Annotated in this window: 17 protein-coding genes and 1 pseudogene; 8 read left to right on the forward strand and 10 right to left on the reverse strand. The window is 43.9% G+C overall.

Annotated elements, in window-relative coordinates; all coding sequences use genetic code 11:
• Positions 1–4: 4 nt before the first annotated feature.
• The 4 genes from PG862_RS13600 to PG862_RS13615 all read left to right on the forward strand — a co-directional run bounded on the left by PG862_RS13600 (position 5) and on the right by PG862_RS13615 (position 6000).
• On the forward strand, positions 5–2155 hold the full coding sequence (locus PG862_RS13600; RefSeq protein WP_119195971.1) for a CD3337/EF1877 family mobilome membrane protein: 2151 nt from the start codon (positions 5–7) through the stop codon (positions 2153–2155).
• Entirely contained in the window at positions 2152–3153 is a 1002-nt protein-coding gene (locus tag PG862_RS13605; protein WP_016440024.1) for a bifunctional lytic transglycosylase/C40 family peptidase, read from the forward strand. Before PG862_RS13600 ends, PG862_RS13605 begins: the two co-directional genes overlap by 4 nt.
• Before the next feature lie 18 nt (positions 3154–3171).
• The gene (locus tag PG862_RS13610) at positions 3172–4074 is read left to right on the forward strand and encodes a conjugal transfer protein (RefSeq protein ID WP_330412485.1); all 903 of its coding nucleotides are present in this window, start codon (positions 3172–3174) and stop codon (positions 4072–4074) included.
• Positions 4075–4455: 381 nt separating this feature from the next.
• Positions 4456–6000 (forward strand): ABC-F family ATP-binding cassette domain-containing protein, encoded by a 1545-nt coding sequence (locus PG862_RS13615; RefSeq protein ID WP_118031368.1) that lies wholly within the window; start codon positions 4456–4458, stop codon positions 5998–6000.
• A 17-nt stretch (positions 6001–6017) separates the two neighbouring features.
• On the opposite strand, the gene PG862_RS13620 is transcribed toward PG862_RS13615, so the two are convergent.
• Positions 6018–6371, reverse strand: coding sequence for a helix-turn-helix domain-containing protein (locus PG862_RS13620; protein ID WP_105309101.1), 354 nt, complete (start codon positions 6369–6371; stop codon positions 6018–6020).
• Positions 6372–6942: 571 nt separating this feature from the next.
• Between PG862_RS13620 and PG862_RS13625 the strand changes: the two genes are divergently transcribed.
• From PG862_RS13625 to PG862_RS13640, 4 genes are all read left to right on the forward strand, one after another.
• Positions 6943–7362, forward strand: coding sequence for an RNA polymerase sigma factor (locus tag PG862_RS13625; protein ID WP_016440028.1), 420 nt, complete (start codon positions 6943–6945; stop codon positions 7360–7362).
• A 1-nt stretch (position 7363) separates the two neighbouring features.
• On the forward strand, positions 7364–7603 hold the full coding sequence (locus PG862_RS13630) for a helix-turn-helix domain-containing protein (protein WP_006857574.1): 240 nt from the start codon (positions 7364–7366) through the stop codon (positions 7601–7603).
• Between the two features lie 381 nt (positions 7604–7984).
• Positions 7985–8128, forward strand: coding sequence for a hypothetical protein (locus PG862_RS13635; RefSeq protein WP_016440029.1), 144 nt, complete (start codon positions 7985–7987; stop codon positions 8126–8128).
• An 81-nt stretch (positions 8129–8209) separates the two neighbouring features.
• Positions 8210–9778, forward strand: a complete 1569-nt coding sequence (locus PG862_RS13640) for a recombinase family protein (RefSeq protein WP_118031370.1) — start codon at positions 8210–8212, stop codon at positions 9776–9778.
• An 83-nt stretch (positions 9779–9861) separates the two neighbouring features.
• Here the strand turns inward: PG862_RS13640 and PG862_RS13645 are convergent.
• From PG862_RS13645 to PG862_RS13685, 9 genes and pseudogenes are all read right to left on the reverse strand, one after another.
• Positions 9862–10269 (reverse strand): annotated as a pseudogene (locus tag PG862_RS13645) (manganese catalase family protein); the annotation flags it as partial.
• A 3-nt stretch (positions 10270–10272) separates the two neighbouring features.
• Positions 10273–10527 (reverse strand): spore coat protein CotJB, encoded by a 255-nt coding sequence (locus PG862_RS13650; RefSeq protein WP_022360123.1) that lies wholly within the window; start codon positions 10525–10527, stop codon positions 10273–10275.
• Complete coding sequence (locus PG862_RS13655; protein WP_233430131.1) at positions 10527–10925, reverse strand: spore coat associated protein CotJA; 399 nt, start codon at positions 10923–10925, stop codon at positions 10527–10529. Before PG862_RS13655 ends, PG862_RS13650 begins: the two co-directional genes overlap by 1 nt.
• 92 nt (positions 10926–11017) lie before the next feature.
• A complete protein-coding gene (locus PG862_RS13660; protein ID WP_022360124.1) occupies positions 11018–11413 on the reverse strand; it encodes a CBS domain-containing protein in 396 nt (131 codons plus the stop codon).
• A 204-nt stretch (positions 11414–11617) separates the two neighbouring features.
• Positions 11618–12208, reverse strand: a complete 591-nt coding sequence (locus PG862_RS13665) for a lactate utilization protein (RefSeq protein ID WP_106999707.1) — start codon at positions 12206–12208, stop codon at positions 11618–11620.
• A 450-nt stretch (positions 12209–12658) separates the two neighbouring features.
• On the reverse strand, positions 12659–13426 hold the full coding sequence (locus PG862_RS13670) for a M23 family metallopeptidase (protein WP_106999706.1): 768 nt from the start codon (positions 13424–13426) through the stop codon (positions 12659–12661).
• A gap of 40 nt (positions 13427–13466) precedes the next feature.
• Positions 13467–14459, reverse strand: coding sequence for a SpoIID/LytB domain-containing protein (locus PG862_RS13675; protein ID WP_118749404.1), 993 nt, complete (start codon positions 14457–14459; stop codon positions 13467–13469).
• A gap of 214 nt (positions 14460–14673) precedes the next feature.
• Positions 14674–15198: a hypothetical protein gene (locus PG862_RS13680; RefSeq protein ID WP_106999704.1), complete on the reverse strand. Its 525-nt coding sequence runs from the start codon at positions 15196–15198 to the stop codon at positions 14674–14676.
• Between the two features lie 27 nt (positions 15199–15225).
• A complete protein-coding gene (locus tag PG862_RS13685; protein WP_270252795.1) occupies positions 15226–17694 on the reverse strand; it encodes a glycogen/starch/alpha-glucan phosphorylase in 2469 nt (822 codons plus the stop codon).
• Positions 17695–17721 lie beyond the last annotated feature (27 nt).

The raw sequence follows: 17721 nt of genomic DNA on the forward strand, positions 1-17721 counted from the left end.
GCCTATGGACAAGAGAAAAATAGTCCGTTATCTGCTTATCACACTTTCGGTGATTCTCGGTGTGCTGGTGTTTTTATCTATCACGGGTACGGTAGCCCATGCGGCTGGTCTGGTAGATAATACAGTCAGTGACGCTAACGCCTATTCAAAATATCCTTTGGAAAACTACCAGCTAGATTTCTATGTGGATTCAAGTTGGGATTGGCTACCGTGGAACTGGCTTGACGGTATCGGAAAAAGTATTCAGTACGGACTATATGCTATCACGAACTTTGTCTGGACGGTAAGCCTTTATATCTCCAATGCGACGGGATATGTGGTGCAGGAAGCCTACAAGCTGGACTTTATCTCTGATACCGCAAACTCTATCGGAAAGAACATTCAGACGCTTGCAGGTGTCACTTCCAGCGGCTTTTCCAGTGAGGGATTCTATGTGGGATTTTTACTTATCCTTATTCTGGTAATGGGTATCTATGTGGCATACACAGGACTTATCAAGAAGGAAACCACAAAAGCAGTTCATGCGGTGATTAACTTCCTTGTGGTGTTTATCCTGTCAGCTTCTTTTATTGCATACGCCCCAAATTATATCAGCAAAATCAATGACTTTTCCGCTGATATAAGCAGCTCGGCGTTATCGCTTGGCACAAAAATTGTGCTGCCCGGTTCCAGCAGCAAGGGAAAAGACAGTGTGGACTTGATTCGTGACAGCCTGTTTTCCATACAGGTGAAACAACCGTGGCTACTCTTACAGTATGGGGAATCTGATATAGAAACGCTCGGTTCTGACCGTGTGGAAAGCCTGTTATCGGCAAGTCCAGACACGGACGACAGGGAGGACGTTGTGATTGAGGAAATCGAGGATAAGGACAACGATAACCTAAGCGTCACAAAGACCATGACACGTTTAGGTATGGTGGTGTTTCTGTTCATCTTTAATATCGGTATCTCGGTTTTTGTATTTCTGCTTACGGGCATGATGATTTTCTCACAGGTGCTATTTATCATTTACGCTATGTTCCTGCCAATCAGTTTTATCCTGTCTATGATTCCGACCTATGAGGATATGGCAAAAAAGGCACTTACGAAGCTGTTCAATACCATTATGATGAGGGCAGGAATCACACTGATTATTACGACAGCATTTAGTATCTCGACCATGTTTTACTCTATTTCTTCTGGCTATCCGTTCTTTATGATTGCCTTTTTACAGATAGTCACCTTTGCAGGAATCTACTTTAAACTGGGTGATTTGATGGCAATGTTCAGTCTGCAATCTTCTGATACACAGCAGGTCAGCAGACGAATCATGCGACGACCTTATATGTTCCTTAACCGCAGAGCAAGACGCTTGGAGCGTAAAATCGGAAGAACGGTTGCGGCTAGTGCTGTTGGCGGTGTTGCTGGTGCGGCGGCTGCTTCTGCTTCTACGAAAAAAGCAGATAATAAAAAATCAGCAGGCAGCGGTCATACCAGACCAAACAATATGCCATCTTCCAATAGTGGAGGTAACGGAAAGCCGCCTGCTCTGCCAACGAATCAGAAGCCGCTTGCATTACCCGATAAGCAGAACAGTGATTCTTCGCAATCAACAGTACATAGCAGCTCTGTAAGCCAGTCGCAGGAAACGAAGTCCGCTTCTAAGCGTGGTATTGTGGATAAAAAGGCGGTATCGAAACAACCGCAATCAGAAAAACAGGATAAGCAACGTCCGATAGTGGATAAGACACAGAAGAAACAGGAAACACGGGATAAGGAGCGACAGGACAATAGATCAGCGACAAAAGCTGGTACAGCGAAAGGAACTGCCCCATTGCATGAGCGACCAGTGACAACGCCTGTATCTGCGAAAGCAGCTCCACAGGCGGCAGGTTCTAAAGAAGAACAGAATATCAAAGAACGTCCTACTACTGTTAAGAGGGAGCAATCACAATCTGCCAGAGCAAAAGAGCCTGTCACAAAGCAACAGGAAGTAAGGACGCAGGTTGCCAAAGAATCTTCTTCTCCAGCAGCTACACCAAAACATTCGGGAACTGTGACAGATATGCCCCGTCAGACAGTCAAACATCAAAAGCAGACAAAGACCGTACAGAAAAAGACCACAAACCCGTCAACCATGAAGAAAACGACCAGCAGGAAAGGCGGTAAGAAATGAAGCTAAGACACTTCGCTGTGTTCGGTGGGATTTTTACGGTGATTATCTGTCTGCTTTTGTTCCTGTTTATCGTGACCGCAGATGATGAAGAAAACAGCACTTCCTACTTTGATTTTTCTGGACTGAATCTGTCAGAGGAAGTGCTGAAACATCAACCGACGGTAGAAAAATATGCGAAAGAATACGGAATCTCGGACTATGTGAACTATCTGCTTGCCATCATGCAGGTGGAATCTGGCGGTACAGCTACGGACGTCATGCAGTCGTCAGAATCAATGGGGTTGCCGCCTAATTCCCTCTCGACGGAGGAATCCATCAAACAGGGGTGTAAATACTTCTCGGAGCTTTTAAAATCCGCAGAAGCAAAAGGCTGTGACATTGACACAGTGGTACAAGCCTATAACTATGGCGGTGGCTTCATTGACTATGTGGCGAAGCATGGAAAAAAGTACACTTTTGAACTGGCTGTCAGTTTCGCTAAAGACAAATCGGGCGGTGTCAAAGTCACCTATAAGAATGAGATTTCCATTAAGGAAAATGGCGGCTGGCGTTATAAGTACGGAAATATGTTCTATGTCCGTCTGGTGAACCAGTATTTAGCTGTTCCCAGTTTCAGTGACGCTACCGCACAGGCAATCTTCAAAGAAGCATTGAAGTATCAAGGCTGGAAGTATGTCTTTGGCGGCAGCAATCCAAACACCAGCTTTGACTGTTCTGGTCTTACGTCTTGGTGCTATGGGAAAGCTGGTATCAGTCTACCTCGTACCGCACAGGCACAGTATGACGCTACACAGCACATACCGCTGTCACAGGCGAAAGCTGGTGACTTGGTATTCTTTCACTCCACTTATAATTCTGGAACGTATGTCACCCATGTGGGAATCTATGCAGGAAACAACAGAATGTATCACGCTGGCGACCCTATTGGATATGCAGATTTAACAAGCCCGTACTGGCAGAAACACTTGATTGGTGCTGGTCGAGTAAAATCAAAATAGAAAGGAAATGGTACTATGATATTTAAGAAAAAGGACAAGGAATCAAAACCGAAAAAAGAGAAAAAAGTGCCTGTGATGAAAGTCGGCACACACAAGAAAACTGTGATTGCCTTATGGCTGGTGCTGATTACAAGCGTCAGCTTTGGGGTGTATAAGAATTTCACCGCCATTGATATGCACACGGTACATGAAAAGGAAGTCATTGAACAAAGAATTGTTGACACTAACAGGATAGAGAACTTTGTAAAAGCCTTTGCGAAGTCCTACTATTCTTGGAGCAATACGCAGGAATCCATAGATAAAAGAACCGCAGCCATCAACAATTATCTGACTAAGAGCTTGCAGGATTTGAATGTCGATACGGTAAGGCAGGATATACCCACAAGCTCTACGGTAACAGATGTAAAGATTTGGGATATAGAACAGGCTGGAACAGACGACTTTACCGTTGTCTACTCCGTAGATCAGACGGTAACGGAGGGTGAAACGTCAATCGGTTACACCTCCGCTTATATGGTAGTGGTTCATGTAGATAGCAATGGAAACATGGTTATCACACAGAATCCGACCATTAGCAGCACACCGACAAAATCCAGCTATGAACCAAAGACAAAGGAATCTGACGGAACGGTGGATGCTGCCACAATGGAGGAAGTGACAGAGTTCTTGGAAACATTCTTTAAGCTGTACCCTACCGCTACGGAAAAGGAGCTTGCCTATTATGTATCTGGCAATGTGCTTGAACCTGTAAACTGTGGTTATCTGTTTTCAGAGTTGGTAAATCCTATCTTCATCAAAGATGGGGAACAGGTCAAAGTTTCGGTATCGGTGAAGTATCTCGACCAGAGAACAAAAGCAACACAGATTTCACAGTTTGACTTAACGCTGGAAAAAGATAGTAACTGGAAGATTGTAGGATAAAAAGATAATCTGATAGATTGACACATTAAAATGAATGTGTTAAAATTTCTTTGTTTTATAAAGGAGAAAAATTATGAATTACTATATAACAAATCAACCCAAAAAGAAACTTATCTCTGTACAATTAAATCCGATGAAACATTGTACAGAGTATAGCATATAAAGAAATGCGTAAGATTTCATCGGGAATGTGGCAATAGAGTGATATACTTTTATTGTCTCTTTTCCGTATGTTATAAAACGTAAAAAAATTAAGGCTATAGGCAATGTTTTGTCTATAGTCTTTTGTTATACATTCATAATTTTAACAGGAGGCTATTGCACTTTGTGTATTTTGCCTCCTATTTTTTATGCTCAAAAACAGAGAAAGGAACATGAAACATGAGTTTATTAGAGATTACAAATTTATCACATTCGTTTAGTGAAAATGTTTTATATAAAAATGCAGATTTTTCATTAAACAAAGGAGAACATATTGGAATTGTCGGGCAGAATGGAACGGGAAAAAGTACGCTGATTAAACTTTGTACGGGGCAACTTCTCCCCGATGAAGGGCGTATTATATGGCAGCCTAAAACAAGTATCGGCTATTTAGACCAATACGCTGAAATTGATATGCAGCTTGATATGAAAAGATTTTTGAAAACTGCTTTTTCACATCTATATGAATTGGAAGAAAAAATGAACTGTTTATATGAGAATATACATGATGGTGATTTTCAAAACTTAGGCATAGCAGCAAAGTATCAAGAAGAATTAGAACGACAGGATTTTTATTTGATTGATACGAAAATAGAGCAGGTCGCAACTGGTTTGGGATTATCAGCAATCGGTTTAGATAGACCTATTGCACAAATGAGTGGCGGTCAACGTGCAAAGGTAATATTAGCAAAACTATTGCTTGAAAAGCCAGACGTATTATTGCTTGATGAACCAACCAATTTTTTGGATAAAGAACATATTGATTGGCTGTCGGAATATCTCTGCGGTTTAAGTAATGCCTTTATGGTTGTTTCGCATGATTATAGTTTTTTAGAAAAAATTTCAAATCGAATTTGTGATATAGATAACTACAAAATCGGAAAATATTATGGCACTTATTCGGAATTTTTGAAAAAGAAAACTGCTCTGCGAGAGAATTATATACGTCAATATTCCGCACAGCAAAAGGAAATCAAGAAAACGGAAGAATTTATCCGTAAAAATATAGCAGGAAGAAAATCAAAAATGGCAAGGGGCAGACAAAAGCAACTAGACAGAATGGATAAGAAGGAGGCTATTGAACAAAAAGAAGTTGTGCCATTTTTTCATTTTCGTGAAATGCCTTTGACAAATACAGAACATTTAAGCGTTAAGCATTTATCTGTTGGTTATCATTATCCTGTTTTATCTGACATTGATTTTGCTATTAATGGTGGACAGAAAGTTGTAATAACTGGTTTTAACGGTATTGGAAAATCGACATTATTAAAGACATTGGTCGGAAAATTAGATGTTCTAAATGGTTCATTTTCTTTTTCCGAGCAAGTGAAGTTACGATATTTTGAACAGGATTTATATTGGGAAAATGAAAAGGAAACTCCAATACAGATAGTGTCTGATTGTTATCCGTCCCTTACGATAAAGGAAGTAAGAAAAAACCTGGCATGTTGCGGAATCATAGGAGAACACGCAATGCAGAGTATTGGCACATTAAGCGGTGGAGAACAAGCAAAAGTAAAAATATGCCTATTAACTCTTACTCCTTGTAATTTTATTATCATGGACGAGCCAACAAACCATTTGGACATTCAAGCAAAACAAGCTTTAAGAATTGCATTAAAGGAATTTAAAGGCACAGTTTTGCTTGTTTCTCACGAACCTGCTTTTTATAAAGAGATAGCACAAAAAATAATTAACATTGAAAATATCATTAAGAAAAAATAACTCTGATAAATGTAAAATTATTCTTTTATTTTTTTAAACTTGATAATTCCGTCAGCGACACTTTCCATGATAATTAAATCCTTATCGGAAAGGTTGTCAAGTTGTTTTTCCAACTGTCGTCTTCTGGTGCTTTTATCCAGATCAGACGCAGGCAGGAAAAATTCATCAACGGAAATATTAAGTAATGATACAAGGTCATAGAACACCTGTAAACTTGGGTGCTGCCCTTTGTTTTCAATATTTGTCAAATAGCGTGGGTCAATTTCAATCATAGCTCCCACCTGTTCACGAGTAAGACCTCGTTTTTTACGAGCTTCTTTGATGGCAAGACCAAAGGCTCTGAAATCATACTTATCTTCTTTTTTACGCATATTTAATCACCTCACTACATTTTACTGTTCCTGTTGATTTTCTAACAGGTATAGAAAAACGTATAGTAAGGTTTATCAGTTCCTATTATGCGTAAATCAATTAAAAAGTGCTGCATAGCGGCAAATAAAAAAAACCGCTATCAACAGTACCGTTTTTGCGTGTCACAAAATACCTTTTTCCAGATGGCGGTTGAAAAGCCGCCTTTTTCTTTTCCCATCAATAGAAAAACAACATAATGGTTTTGGGTTAGCGGCTTTGGGAGGTAGCCGCATTGAAAGACCTGTATAATCGACAATCTTCAATATATCCGTTATTGTCAAAAAAATCCTAGCTTTCACAGCGGCACAATATACCCTTGAATATGGTTTTTCACGTTACATAACAGGAACAATTTTAAAAGCACAAGAACAGCATTTCTTATATGCCCTTGTGCTTTTTTGCTACTTTAAAAAATTTTTTGATTTTTTTCTGATTCGGGTTACAAATCGCCCCTCCGTGTTGAGTGTTAGTGCGGAAAGAGGTAAAAAGCCTTTTCGCTTTAGCAACTTCAACTTGAAAGGAGGTGAGATTATGAAACCTTCTTCATTTGAGAACGCTATAAGACTTCAATTTGACTGTCTGGCTCGTAAGGTGATTGGCAGAACTGTAAAGAACTACAACAAAGAACTTGCCAGACGTGCAAAGCATGAAATATCTTTCTGTGAAATACCAGAGCTGGAATTAAACCAGTTGGGTGTATCGGACGAATACCCGATTGAATTTACTTCCTTTGATGTGTTTGGTACAGAAGTTCGTGTCTATGATGAGAAATTATGTGAAGCAATCAAAAAATTAAGCGAAAGACGACGCAATGTTGTGTTGATGTTCTATTTTCTGGAATTACCAGACGCAGAAATCGCAGAGATTTTGGATATTTCCAGAAACTCTGTTTATAGAAACAGAATGTGTTCACTAAAGCTCATTAGAGATATGTATGAGGAGGAATTATAACATGATGAAGTCTACAAAAAAGTGTCCTCTATTCTCCACAATCAGTTTAGCTGCTGATGGCGACGAAGTGGCAATAGAGAAAATATTAAATCACTATGACGCTTACATATCAAAAGCAAGTTTACGCCCGTTCTATGATGAACACGGAAATATGTATATTGTGGTCGACATGGAACTGAAAGGCAGAATCAGAGCTGCTCTTATTAAAGCAATTCTAGGTTTTGAAGTCAGAGTGAAATAAGCGAATATATACGGAGTGTTCTATCACCTCATTCCAGCTCCGTTTTACAAGTGTTCTTTGAAAAATGAATAAAGTAATCAGATACGTTTGATATACGGTGAGCCGACGGACTGGAACGCCATGACCCACGAAAGGAGGGATAAAGAAGCGAGCGACCATGCCAGTGATCCGTAAGCGACTGTTGGAAAAGTTGCTGCCATGACCTGTATATCAGAATAATGATACACCCGTATGACACGGTTCACCCATCAGAATGGGAATGGTGAAATTCCAGTGGAGCTTTCCAAAGCCATCTGATTACTTCTTATTTATAGACAAATTCTTTCATAATGTACAAGCATTTTTGCATACTTTGTAAATATATTGTAGTGAGGTGGTTCAATGGCAAATGACGCAAAGGTAGTTTGCAAGAATGTTTTTAAAAATTGTGATAGAGCGGCGTTTACAAAAGCATTTACTCTAAAATGGATAGAGTTGATAAATCAATATGAAAAAAATAAAGGAAAGGCAACTCCTGCCAGATGATAGACAAACTATCCTACAAGATGTTATAATAACATTATGTAGAGATAGTTTGTTTCGTCTTCTCTAAAAGGAGAACGAAGCATGATAGAATCAAAATCAAGAGTTGCTATTTATTGCCGCTTATCAGAGGAAGATAGAAACAAACAATCAGAAACAGACGACAGTAACAGTATTCAGAATCAAAAGTCAATGTTACTTCAATACTCATTAGAGCATGGTTGGGAAGTCTACAACATATACAGTGATGATGATTACACTGGTTCTGACAGACGACGACCAGAATTTAACAGGTTGTTGGAGGACGCAAAGAATCGTAAATTTGATATTGTCCTTTGTAAGACACAATCCAGATTTACCAGAGAACTAGAATTAGTGGAAAAATATATCCACGGTCTTTTCCCTATTTGGGGTATTCGTTTCATCAGCATTGTTGATAATGCAGATACCGCTAATAAAGGAAATAAGAAATCAAGACAGATAAATGGTCTGGTGAATGAGTGGTACTTAGAGGATATGTCAGAGAACATTAAAAGCGTTCTCACTGACAGAAGAAAGAACGGACACCATATCGGTGCTTTTGCCCTGTATGGTTACAAAAAAGACCCTGACGTAAAAGGGCATTTGATTATTGATGAAGAAGCTGCGGAAGTTGTCAGAGAAGTTTTTACACTGTTTTCACAGGGATATGGAAAGACCGCCATTGCCCGTATGCTGAATGACAGAGGAATACCAAACCCTACGGAATACAAACGACTTCATGGTTTGCGTTACAAGCAGCCTAAAACGAAAAACAGTACCCTATGGAAATATTTTGCCATATCAGATATGTTGGTGAATGAAATCTATATCGGGAATATGGTTCAAGGGAAATATGGCAGCGTTTCTTATAAGACAAAGCAAAACAAACCCAGACCAAAAGACGAGTGGTACAGAGTTGAGGGTACACATGAGCCGATTATTGACCGTGAGTTATGGGATAGGGTTCAAACATTGGTAGCTCAAAAGGCAAAACCTTTCACAGTTGGCACAATCGGCTTATTTGCCAGAAAAGCTCGCTGTATGAATTGTGGTTATACAATGCGTTCATCAAAGAATCGTGGTAAGCATTATTTACAATGTTCTAACCGCCATGTAGCAAAGGACGCTTGTATAGGTTCTTTCATTTCAGTAGACAAATTGGAAAAAGCTGTGATTGATGAACTTAATAAGTTATCCGCAGAATATCTGGATAAAGATGAGCTTGAACAAAATGTGCAAGTCAATAATGACTTGCGAGGTCAAAAAGAAGCTTTGGAAACGGAGATTGCTGCTTATCAAAAAAAGATTGCGGAATACACAAAAGGAATCCGTGAACTATATTTAGATAAGGTAAAGGGTATTCTTTCCGAACTTGATTACTTGGATTTATCTAAAGACTTCTCAACACAAAAAGAAAGGCTCGAAAAACTGGTAATTGATACGCAGAAACAGCTTGATGTTATTGAAAGAAAAATGCAAGTTGGCGATAACAGACGTCAGTTAATCGAGCAATATACAAATCTTGAACACTTAGACAGGGAAATCGTTGAAAAGCTGATTGATTATGTATTGGTTGGCAAGAAAGACCCTGTAACTAAGGAAGTACCTATTGAAATACATTGGAATTTCTAAGGTTCTCATATCTGGCAGCTAGTATGCCAGATTATCGGGAACTATCTTTTAAAACCTCAATGTTGTCTTTACACAATCGTACCATCTGCTGCCATATCCTCATATAAATCCGTGATCGCATCGCCCTTCGACTGGAACTCGCACGCATTGAACGGGATTCCGCCTGCTGCCTGCGGCCAGATTGCCGTGGTGTGGTCGATATAGTATGGTCCGAACCCGGATGACTCGATCTGTGCCGGAGTAAGGTTGCGCGTGAGCTGCTGGACAATGGCGGCAATCATCTCCATATGGGCGAGTTCCTCGGTTCCGATGTCGGTCAGAAGTCCTTTCTGCATCTTATAAGGCATCGTATACCGCTGGGACAGGTAGCGCATAGAGGCTCCGATTTCGCCGTCAGGACCGCCATACTGGCTCATTACATATTGCGCGATCTTCGGATTCGGCGTCTTGATATTGACTGGATATTGTAATCTTTTTTCATATCTCCACATACGCTACACCTCCCCTTCCCACGGCCAGCGCTCTGTAAGCCAGGACCATGTGCATGCATCGTCCGCATCCTCGATCGTGAGCGGTCCAAACGATGCCTCATACGCTTTAACAGCTTCTTTCCGAAGTGCCACCACATACCGGTAATAATTCAGCGCATTCCTGTCATCCGGGTGGGTGTCCAGATAGAGAATCACATCATCCATTGCAAAGCTGGCATCATCAATCCGTTTCATCAATTTTCTGGCAGTCTCATTCATCAGCAGGCACCTCCCATCATAAACGGCAGATCCAGATCCGGAAAAATAGTTCCCCGCCTGAATGCGGTTTCCAGCGCATACGGCTGCTGCCAGGACTGAATCGGTACATATCCCATGCCGACCGGATAATTTCCGCCTCCCAGAAATGTCTGCGGCGGCCTGTTCCCTCCTGTCTGCGGATACGGGCGGGCAGGTCGGATTTCTGGACCCTGCGGGCAAAATGCCCCATTTTCCGAAACAAGATGCACCGAACCAGCACAAGGTATTTCCGGCGGACAGGTTGGCGGTGCGGTATTTATGCAACGATTGCCAGAAATGCCTGCCACCGGGCATGACATAAGAGGCATTCCCGAACGGCAGGCATTTTTCCGGCTGGAGTTATCCTGATAACCATTCATATTTCATTCTCCTACAAAAGCAGTTATACTTTATCTTATGCAGGAAATATATAAATGCGATCGCCGCTGAAAAACAGAGCGATCATTATGTACTATTTTTTACAAAGGTAACTGATAACATCTTTTCTGGTAATAATACCGATAAAATTTTTCTGATCATCCAGCACCGGCACGAAATTCTGGTTCATGATCTTTCCCAGAAGATCTTCCATATCCGCATTGACAAGTACCGGCTGATTATCCGAACGGCGTGGAATCTCAGTGATCCGCACTTTTTCTAGTCCTTTCTGCACCAGATCTGTCTTATTTTTGAGTCCCCACAGCAAGTCGCCCTCGGTTAATGTTCCTGCGTAACGCCCTGCCTTCGTGATGATCGGCACCGCAGAATACTTGTACTTTTCCATCGTATCCATTGCCTGCCCAACCGTGTCCTCCTCATTCACATAAATGACTTCGCTTTTCGGTGTCAGAAAAAATAATATATTCATGGTTTACCTGTTCTCCTTTCATCTTTCCCCATACGTCCCCCATACGTATCTGTAGATTTTGTATATTTTCGTTCAAATCTGCCTTCGTTCTTCTTGATTATACCAAATCCGTCCAAAAAAGATATAAAGAAATCCTTATTTTTCCATCAAATTTTTCTGTAATCGGTACTGTTCATACCCGTGACCAGTAACTATATTCCGCTCCTAATAACCCATCTCCTCATCCACAAACACAACCTCTACTTCCATCCCATTGCTCGGACGCTCCAGGATCACGATCGAATGGCAAATCCGTGCCGGGCTGTTGCAGTCTACGCAGACGCCCGTTTTCGCACACGGGGTCTGGACCTGCAGACGGGCTGCGTTCTTCGGTGCTGCGATCTGTTTTGCACGTTCCATCGCAGATGTCAAATCCGGACAGACTTTATTGTTTCCAATGACAAAATATACTTTTTCCGGTCCGAATAAGGTCTGCGACACGCGGTTTCCGGTTCCATCGATATTGACCAGTTCTCCGGTTTTGGAAACACCATTAGCGCTGGTTATGTACACCTCGGCACTTCTCGCTTCCACAAGCATCTCGCGCCCTGCCTTTTTCCAGTGCCAGATCACCTCATTTTTCTCGGAAAGTGCCTCATAAAGTCCCATCTCCTGTGCCGTCACACTTCCGCCTATCGCAACTTTTTTCCCGGAAATCTGATCTTTCAGATAGTCCGACGCAGCCTTCTTTGTATCAAAGAAACTCGTTTTAAATCCGTGACGTTCAAAATTATTCTTCAGCAGTTCCTGTTCCATCTTTGTCCTCCTTATTAAATCGTTCAATTTATAGTAACTTTTATTTATAACCTACATTGACAGCCTTTGGTCTTTGAAAATATTCTTACTTTACCTATAGTATATCAAATATTGGCAGAAAAACAAGGCAGAGCAAATTAGCTGCCCGCCTTGCTTCAAGTCAAGTTACTGTTCACGCATGCGTGAACAGTAACGGAATTTGCCGTGGCTTCGCATTCAAATACGGCAAATTCCTGCTGCCACCACGTTTTCTTACGGCACTTTCGGTTCCAAAAGTGCCTACCCGCAAACAGTATCAAGTCAACAAAATTCCCTGTCTTCATGTTTTCATACAGCAGCTTTCTGTTTCAAAACCACCTGTCACAAAACACAACCTTATCCCTTCATTTCCAATTTCCGCCACAGCCAGAGCCAGCCTGCAAGGCACATTAAAAACAGCATTTCAGCCTATCATTCCAGATAATCCAGTGCATCCACCGGTTCTCCGTCGTGCATCAGCTCGAAATATACGTTATTTCCCTCAATCGAATAGTATTTGGTCGGCTCTGCCACATATCCGAGTATCGTATCTTTTGCCACATACTGCTTCTGCGCCACCTGAACGTCCTTGAGCTGTCCACAGACCGCCGTGTAGCCGCTTCCCAGATCCAGCACAACATAATTGCCGATCTCCTCATTAGAACCGACTTCGGTTACCTGCGCCTCGGCGGGTGCGGCGACCGGTTCACTCACATCGCCCTGGATAATGAGCGCCGGATTGCATTTGTATTGATCGAGCGTCGGAAAATAGATGGTCGAATCCATGCTGTAATCGAGAATTACATTGCCCTGGACCGGCCAGCTTAAGCGATCGGTTCCATTGTAGGAAAGTGCGCGTGCGGCAGCTGCTCCGGCTCCCAGACTGCTCTCTTTTTCCTCCTCCATCGGCTTCTGATCGGCTTCATCCCGGTTATTGACCGAATACGAGGCATCCGAACTTCCTGCCACCTGTGCGCGTGTTTCCGCCTGTCCGTCGTTTTCTTCTAAACGGTTCTGCGGCATCTCTTCCGCCAGGATTCCCTCCGTCTGCGGCACATCCAGATACGGATTTCTTCCATCCTGCGCATTATCTTTTCGAATTTTTACGGTTCCTGCTGCGGCTACGATTGTCAGCAGACCAAGCACTGTCATTACCAGAACAAGTTTGTCCCTGAATAACTGTCTTACTTTATTTTTCACGTTTATCACCTCGGTATTAGTCTTGCCGAAGTGAATCGTTTTATTCAGAAACGATTTGAATATTTTTAAAATAATGCTTTAAAATTTCTTCCGCGCTGCTCCCATTCTCCGCCATGAGTCCCGCCCCGTACTGCGACAACCCGTAACCATGCCCGCGCCCATAAGTAACACAGCGGATTTCGTCCCCGTCTTCCTCGAGGGAAAAAGCTGGCGACGGCACGCCTAACGCATAGCGCACCGCGTCCCCGCTGTACGTCTCCGCCCCAATCTGCACGGTTTCCACATAACCGGCGCTGTCCCGTTTCACGATCTGAATTTCCTCCAGAATCCGCTCTTCTTCCAGATTTTCCAGATCCGGGTGTTCTCCCAATGCATTCAGTCCTTCTTCCAGACGTTTTTTCAGTTCTTCCCGTGTCATGCCCTGCCGCGTCAGGTAGCCGCCAGCGCCCTCATCCTCCTTTGCCGCAACCGACGCCAGATACGGATGCGCCTCATCCCCTTCGCGCGTCCGCCCCGCGCTCACTGCATGAAACAGCGGCTCAATATAATCCCCATCCCAGATCGCCGTCTGTCCTGCGCTCTCCCGCACCGCCCCACAGATCGTCTGGTAATATTCCGGCATTCCAGCCGCCTCAAACCGGCTCTCGATCTGCTCCGGCTCCAGATAATCCATATCTAACGCCGATTCCTCGATCGAATCCGCCCCGTCCATCTCCCGGTACAGCGCCGTCCGCGCCAGAATTGCCTGCGCCTTGACTGCCTCCTTCGGATAGCCGTCCGGAATCTGCACTGCAGTCAGACCGATCAGATATTCTTCCAGTGGGACAGCATACCCGGTTCCGTTGTTGCGGACGCCATCCTCCCGATCCAGAAGGATCTGCCGACCATCCGTCTGACTTCCCCCTCCAGATGTTCTATCTGAATTTCCTCCGATTTTTCCTCCATCCGCCCCCTGCACACGCCCGGAAACTGCCAGTGTTGTGATATATGGGATCAAAAAAGCCGCCAGTACGGCGGCAGTTCTCTTCTTCATTTCGGTTCTCCTGTTTTGACTGTTCCAGTACGGTTTCACGCATTTTCTGTTTTGCCATACCAGTAAACTTATGGTTTCAATGCCTTACAAACCTGCTTCTTTTCTCTGCCTTCCTTATCTTATGACAGGCACTCAAAAAATATCACAAGTCTACGCTCCGGCTTTTCCTCCGCCGCCCTTTGCAGTCTCTTCCAGTTTCCCCTCTATCATTCTTTTACTCCCCCAGCGTCACACCATCCAGCAGCCAGCGGAACCATCCCTTTTTCTTCATCACCACAGTTCCATGAAAGTCCATCGTCTTCTCCGGTGCCAGCACCTCATCGCCTTTTTCCAGGCAGAAACGCACCGAAACCGTGTAGTCATACGTCCGCGCCTTCTTATCCCGCCCCGTCTCGCTCAGCTGACAGTTCGTCACATACACGCGTTCCACCGGTGCGGAAAACTGCGATAATAAAAGGACATACGGAAGCCCCGTCTGCTCCAGCGCCTCGCATCCAGCCTCGGTTGCCGTCTTTCCATACTCTTTCGCATAGATCGCCGTCAGACCGTCCTGATACACCTCATCCAGATCAAACGCCCGGTTCGCCGTATAAAGCGAATAGATTTCCTTTTTCGCCTGCTGATAGGCGCTGTTTTTATAAGAAGCAAACAAAAACAGCGAAATGATAAAAAAGAGGGAAGCACCCACAAGAGGAACCGAAAATCCTTGTGTCCCCGGTCTTTTTCTGTATCCTCTCATAGTGTGTCCTCCCTCTTTTTACTCCTTTTACAGTGCCTTTACATCATCATCGTCCACATGGATCTTCTCCAGATGCCAGATGTCGCGCACATACTCCTCGATGGTACGGTCAGAGGAGAATTTACCAGCGCTTGCTGTGTTGAGCATGGCTGCTCTCGCCCACCAGTTCTCGTCACGGTAAGCTGCCTCGACGCGTCTCTGTGCTTCCGCATAGGAACGGAAATCTTTCAGGATAAAGTAGGTATCTGCCTTGGCACTGTTCTTTGTATTTAACAGAGAATTGTAAATATCGCGGAACAGCTCCGGATCCTGCGGTGAATAGTAGCCGTTGATGAGCTGCATCAGCACGCGGCGGATATCCTGGTCGGTGTTGAAGATCTCCTCCGGGTTGTAACCGCCGTTGTTCTCATAATTGATAACCTCGTCAGCGCTCAGACCGAAGATAAATGCGTTCTCCTTGCCTACCTCCTCGACGATCTCCACGTTCGCACCATCCATCGTGCCCAGCGTCAGCGCACCGTTCAGCATGAACTTCATGTTGCCGGTACCGGACGCCTCCTTGCTGGCGGTGGAAATCTGCTCGCTGACATCCGCTGCCGCAAAAATCAATTCTGCGTTGGAAACGCGGTAATCTTCGATAAACACAACTTTCAGCTTACCATTGATGGATTTATCATTGTTGATAACATCTGCTACGGAGTTAATCAGTTTGATCGTCTTCTTGGCAATCTGGTAACCTGCCGCTGCTTTCGCACCAAAGATAAAGGTTCTCGGAACCATATCCATGTTTGGATTGTCTTTGAGCTGGTTATACAGGTACATTACATGAAGGATATTTAAAAGCTGTCTCTTGTACTCATGGAGACGTTTTACCTGTACATCGAAAATGGAACGCGGATCAATGTCGATGCCGTTGTGCTCCTTGATGTATTTTGCCAGGCGCAGTTTATTCTGGTACTTGATGTTCATAAATTCCTGCTGGAATTTCGGATCATCGACGTATACTTTTAATTTTGCCAGGTGCGGAAGATCGGTAATCCACTCGTCGCCAATCTGCTCCGTGATCCAGTCTGCCAGAAGCGGATTGCCATGCAGCAGGAAACGACGCTGGGTGATACCGTTTGTCTTATTGTTAAATTTCTCCGGCATCATCTCGTAGAAATCTTTCAGCTCCTGATTTTTCAGAATCTCGGTGTGAAGTTTTGCCACACCGTTGACGGAATATCCGGCTACGATCGCCAGATGCGCCATCTTGACCTGACCGTCAAAGATGATCGCCATCTTTTTAACTTTCTCGTAGTTATTCGGGTACTTATTCTGTACCTCGATCAGAAAACGGCGGTTGATCTCTTCCACAATCTGGTATACACGCGGAAGCAGGCGGGAGAACAGCTCGATCGGCCATTTTTCCAGCGCCTCTGCCATGATAGTGTGGTTGGTGTATGCACAACATTTTGTTGTGATACCCCACGCCTCATCCCAGTTTAAGCCTTCCTGATCCAGGAGCAGGCGCATCAGCTCAGCAACTGCCACGGTCGGATGCGTATCGTTCATCTGGAATACGATCTTCTCCGGCAGTTTGTGAATATCATCGTTTGTCTCTTTGAATTTCTTCAGAGCAACCTGTAAGCTGGCAGAAATGAAGAAATACTGCTGTTTAAGACGCAGCTCTTTACCCGCATAGTGGTTGTCGTTCGGATAAAGGACCTCAACCAGGTTCTTCGCCAGATTCTCCTGCTCGACCGCCTTCTGGTAATCACCCTTGTCAAATGCAGAAAGGCTGAACGTGTCGATCGGCTGTGCATCCCAGATACGCAGGGTGTTGACTACGTTGTTGCCGTAGCCGACAATCGGCATATCATACGGAACTGCCAGAACAGACTGATAACCTTCCTGTACAAAATGGTTGCGCTCACCGTCCCACTCGGTCTTGACATAACCGCCAAATTTAACCTCGGTCGCATACTCCGGGCGGCGAAGTTCGAAGGGATAACCGTTTTTCAGCCACTCATCCGGCACCTCCACCTGGTAGCCGTCTTTAATTTTCTGCTTGAACATACCGTAATGGTAACGGATGCCGCAGCCGTAAGCCGGATAACCAAGCGTCGCCAGGGAATCCAGAAAACATGCTGCCAGACGCCCCAGACCGCCGTTTCCAAGTGCCGGATCCGGCTCCTGATCCTCAATCGCATTGAGGTCAAAACCCAGCTCTTCCAGTGCTTCCTTCACTGCTTTTTTCGCACCCAGGTTGATGATATTGTTACCAAGCGCACGTCCCATCAGAAACTCCATAGAAAGGTAATATACCTTCTTTGCGCCTGTCTCGTCAAACTGCTTCTGGGTTGCAATCCAGTCGTCGATAATCACATCCTTGATCGCATAGGACACAGCCTGGAATATCTGCTGCGGTGTCGCCTCGTCGATCGTTCTGCGGTACTGGTTCTTTACATTTTCGATAATACTCTTTTTAAACTCTTCTTTGCTGATCTCGCGCATCCTGTCCTCCTAATATTCGTAGTATCA

It is taken from the genome of Clostridium fessum (assembly GCF_027698965.1).
In the GTDB taxonomy this organism is placed as follows: Bacteria; Bacillota; Clostridia; order Lachnospirales; family Lachnospiraceae; genus Otoolea; species Otoolea fessa.

Bases quoted from the DNA above. Each gene is read 5' to 3' on its own strand.
- PG862_RS13600 (WP_119195971.1), top strand. From the start codon at position 5: ATGGACAAGAGAAAAATAGTCCGTTATCTGCTTATCACACTTTCGGTG.
- PG862_RS13605 (WP_016440024.1), top strand. From the start codon at position 2,152: ATGAAGCTAAGACACTTCGCTGTGTTCGGTGGGATTTTTACGGTGATT.
- PG862_RS13615 (WP_118031368.1), top strand. From the start codon at position 4,456: ATGAGTTTATTAGAGATTACAAATTTATCACATTCGTTTAGTGAAAAT.
- PG862_RS13620 (WP_105309101.1), bottom strand. From the start codon at position 6,371: ATGCGTAAAAAAGAAGATAAGTATGATTTCAGAGCCTTTGGTCTTGCC.
- PG862_RS13625 (WP_016440028.1), top strand. From the start codon at position 6,943: ATGAAACCTTCTTCATTTGAGAACGCTATAAGACTTCAATTTGACTGT.
- PG862_RS13630 (WP_006857574.1), top strand. From the start codon at position 7,364: ATGATGAAGTCTACAAAAAAGTGTCCTCTATTCTCCACAATCAGTTTA.
- PG862_RS13635 (WP_016440029.1), top strand. From the start codon at position 7,985: ATGGCAAATGACGCAAAGGTAGTTTGCAAGAATGTTTTTAAAAATTGT.
- PG862_RS13640 (WP_118031370.1), top strand. From the start codon at position 8,210: ATGATAGAATCAAAATCAAGAGTTGCTATTTATTGCCGCTTATCAGAG.
- PG862_RS13650 (WP_022360123.1), bottom strand. From the start codon at position 10,527: ATGAATGAGACTGCCAGAAAATTGATGAAACGGATTGATGATGCCAGC.
- PG862_RS13655 (WP_233430131.1), bottom strand. From the start codon at position 10,925: ATGAATGGTTATCAGGATAACTCCAGCCGGAAAAATGCCTGCCGTTCG.
- PG862_RS13660 (WP_022360124.1), bottom strand. From the start codon at position 11,413: ATGAATATATTATTTTTTCTGACACCGAAAAGCGAAGTCATTTATGTG.
- PG862_RS13665 (WP_106999707.1), bottom strand. From the start codon at position 12,208: ATGGAACAGGAACTGCTGAAGAATAATTTTGAACGTCACGGATTTAAA.
- PG862_RS13675 (WP_118749404.1), bottom strand. From the start codon at position 14,459: ATGAAGAAGAGAACTGCCGCCGTACTGGCGGCTTTTTTGATCCCATAT.
- PG862_RS13680 (WP_106999704.1), bottom strand. From the start codon at position 15,198: ATGAGAGGATACAGAAAAAGACCGGGGACACAAGGATTTTCGGTTCCT.
- PG862_RS13685 (WP_270252795.1), bottom strand. From the start codon at position 17,694: ATGCGCGAGATCAGCAAAGAAGAGTTTAAAAAGAGTATTATCGAAAAT.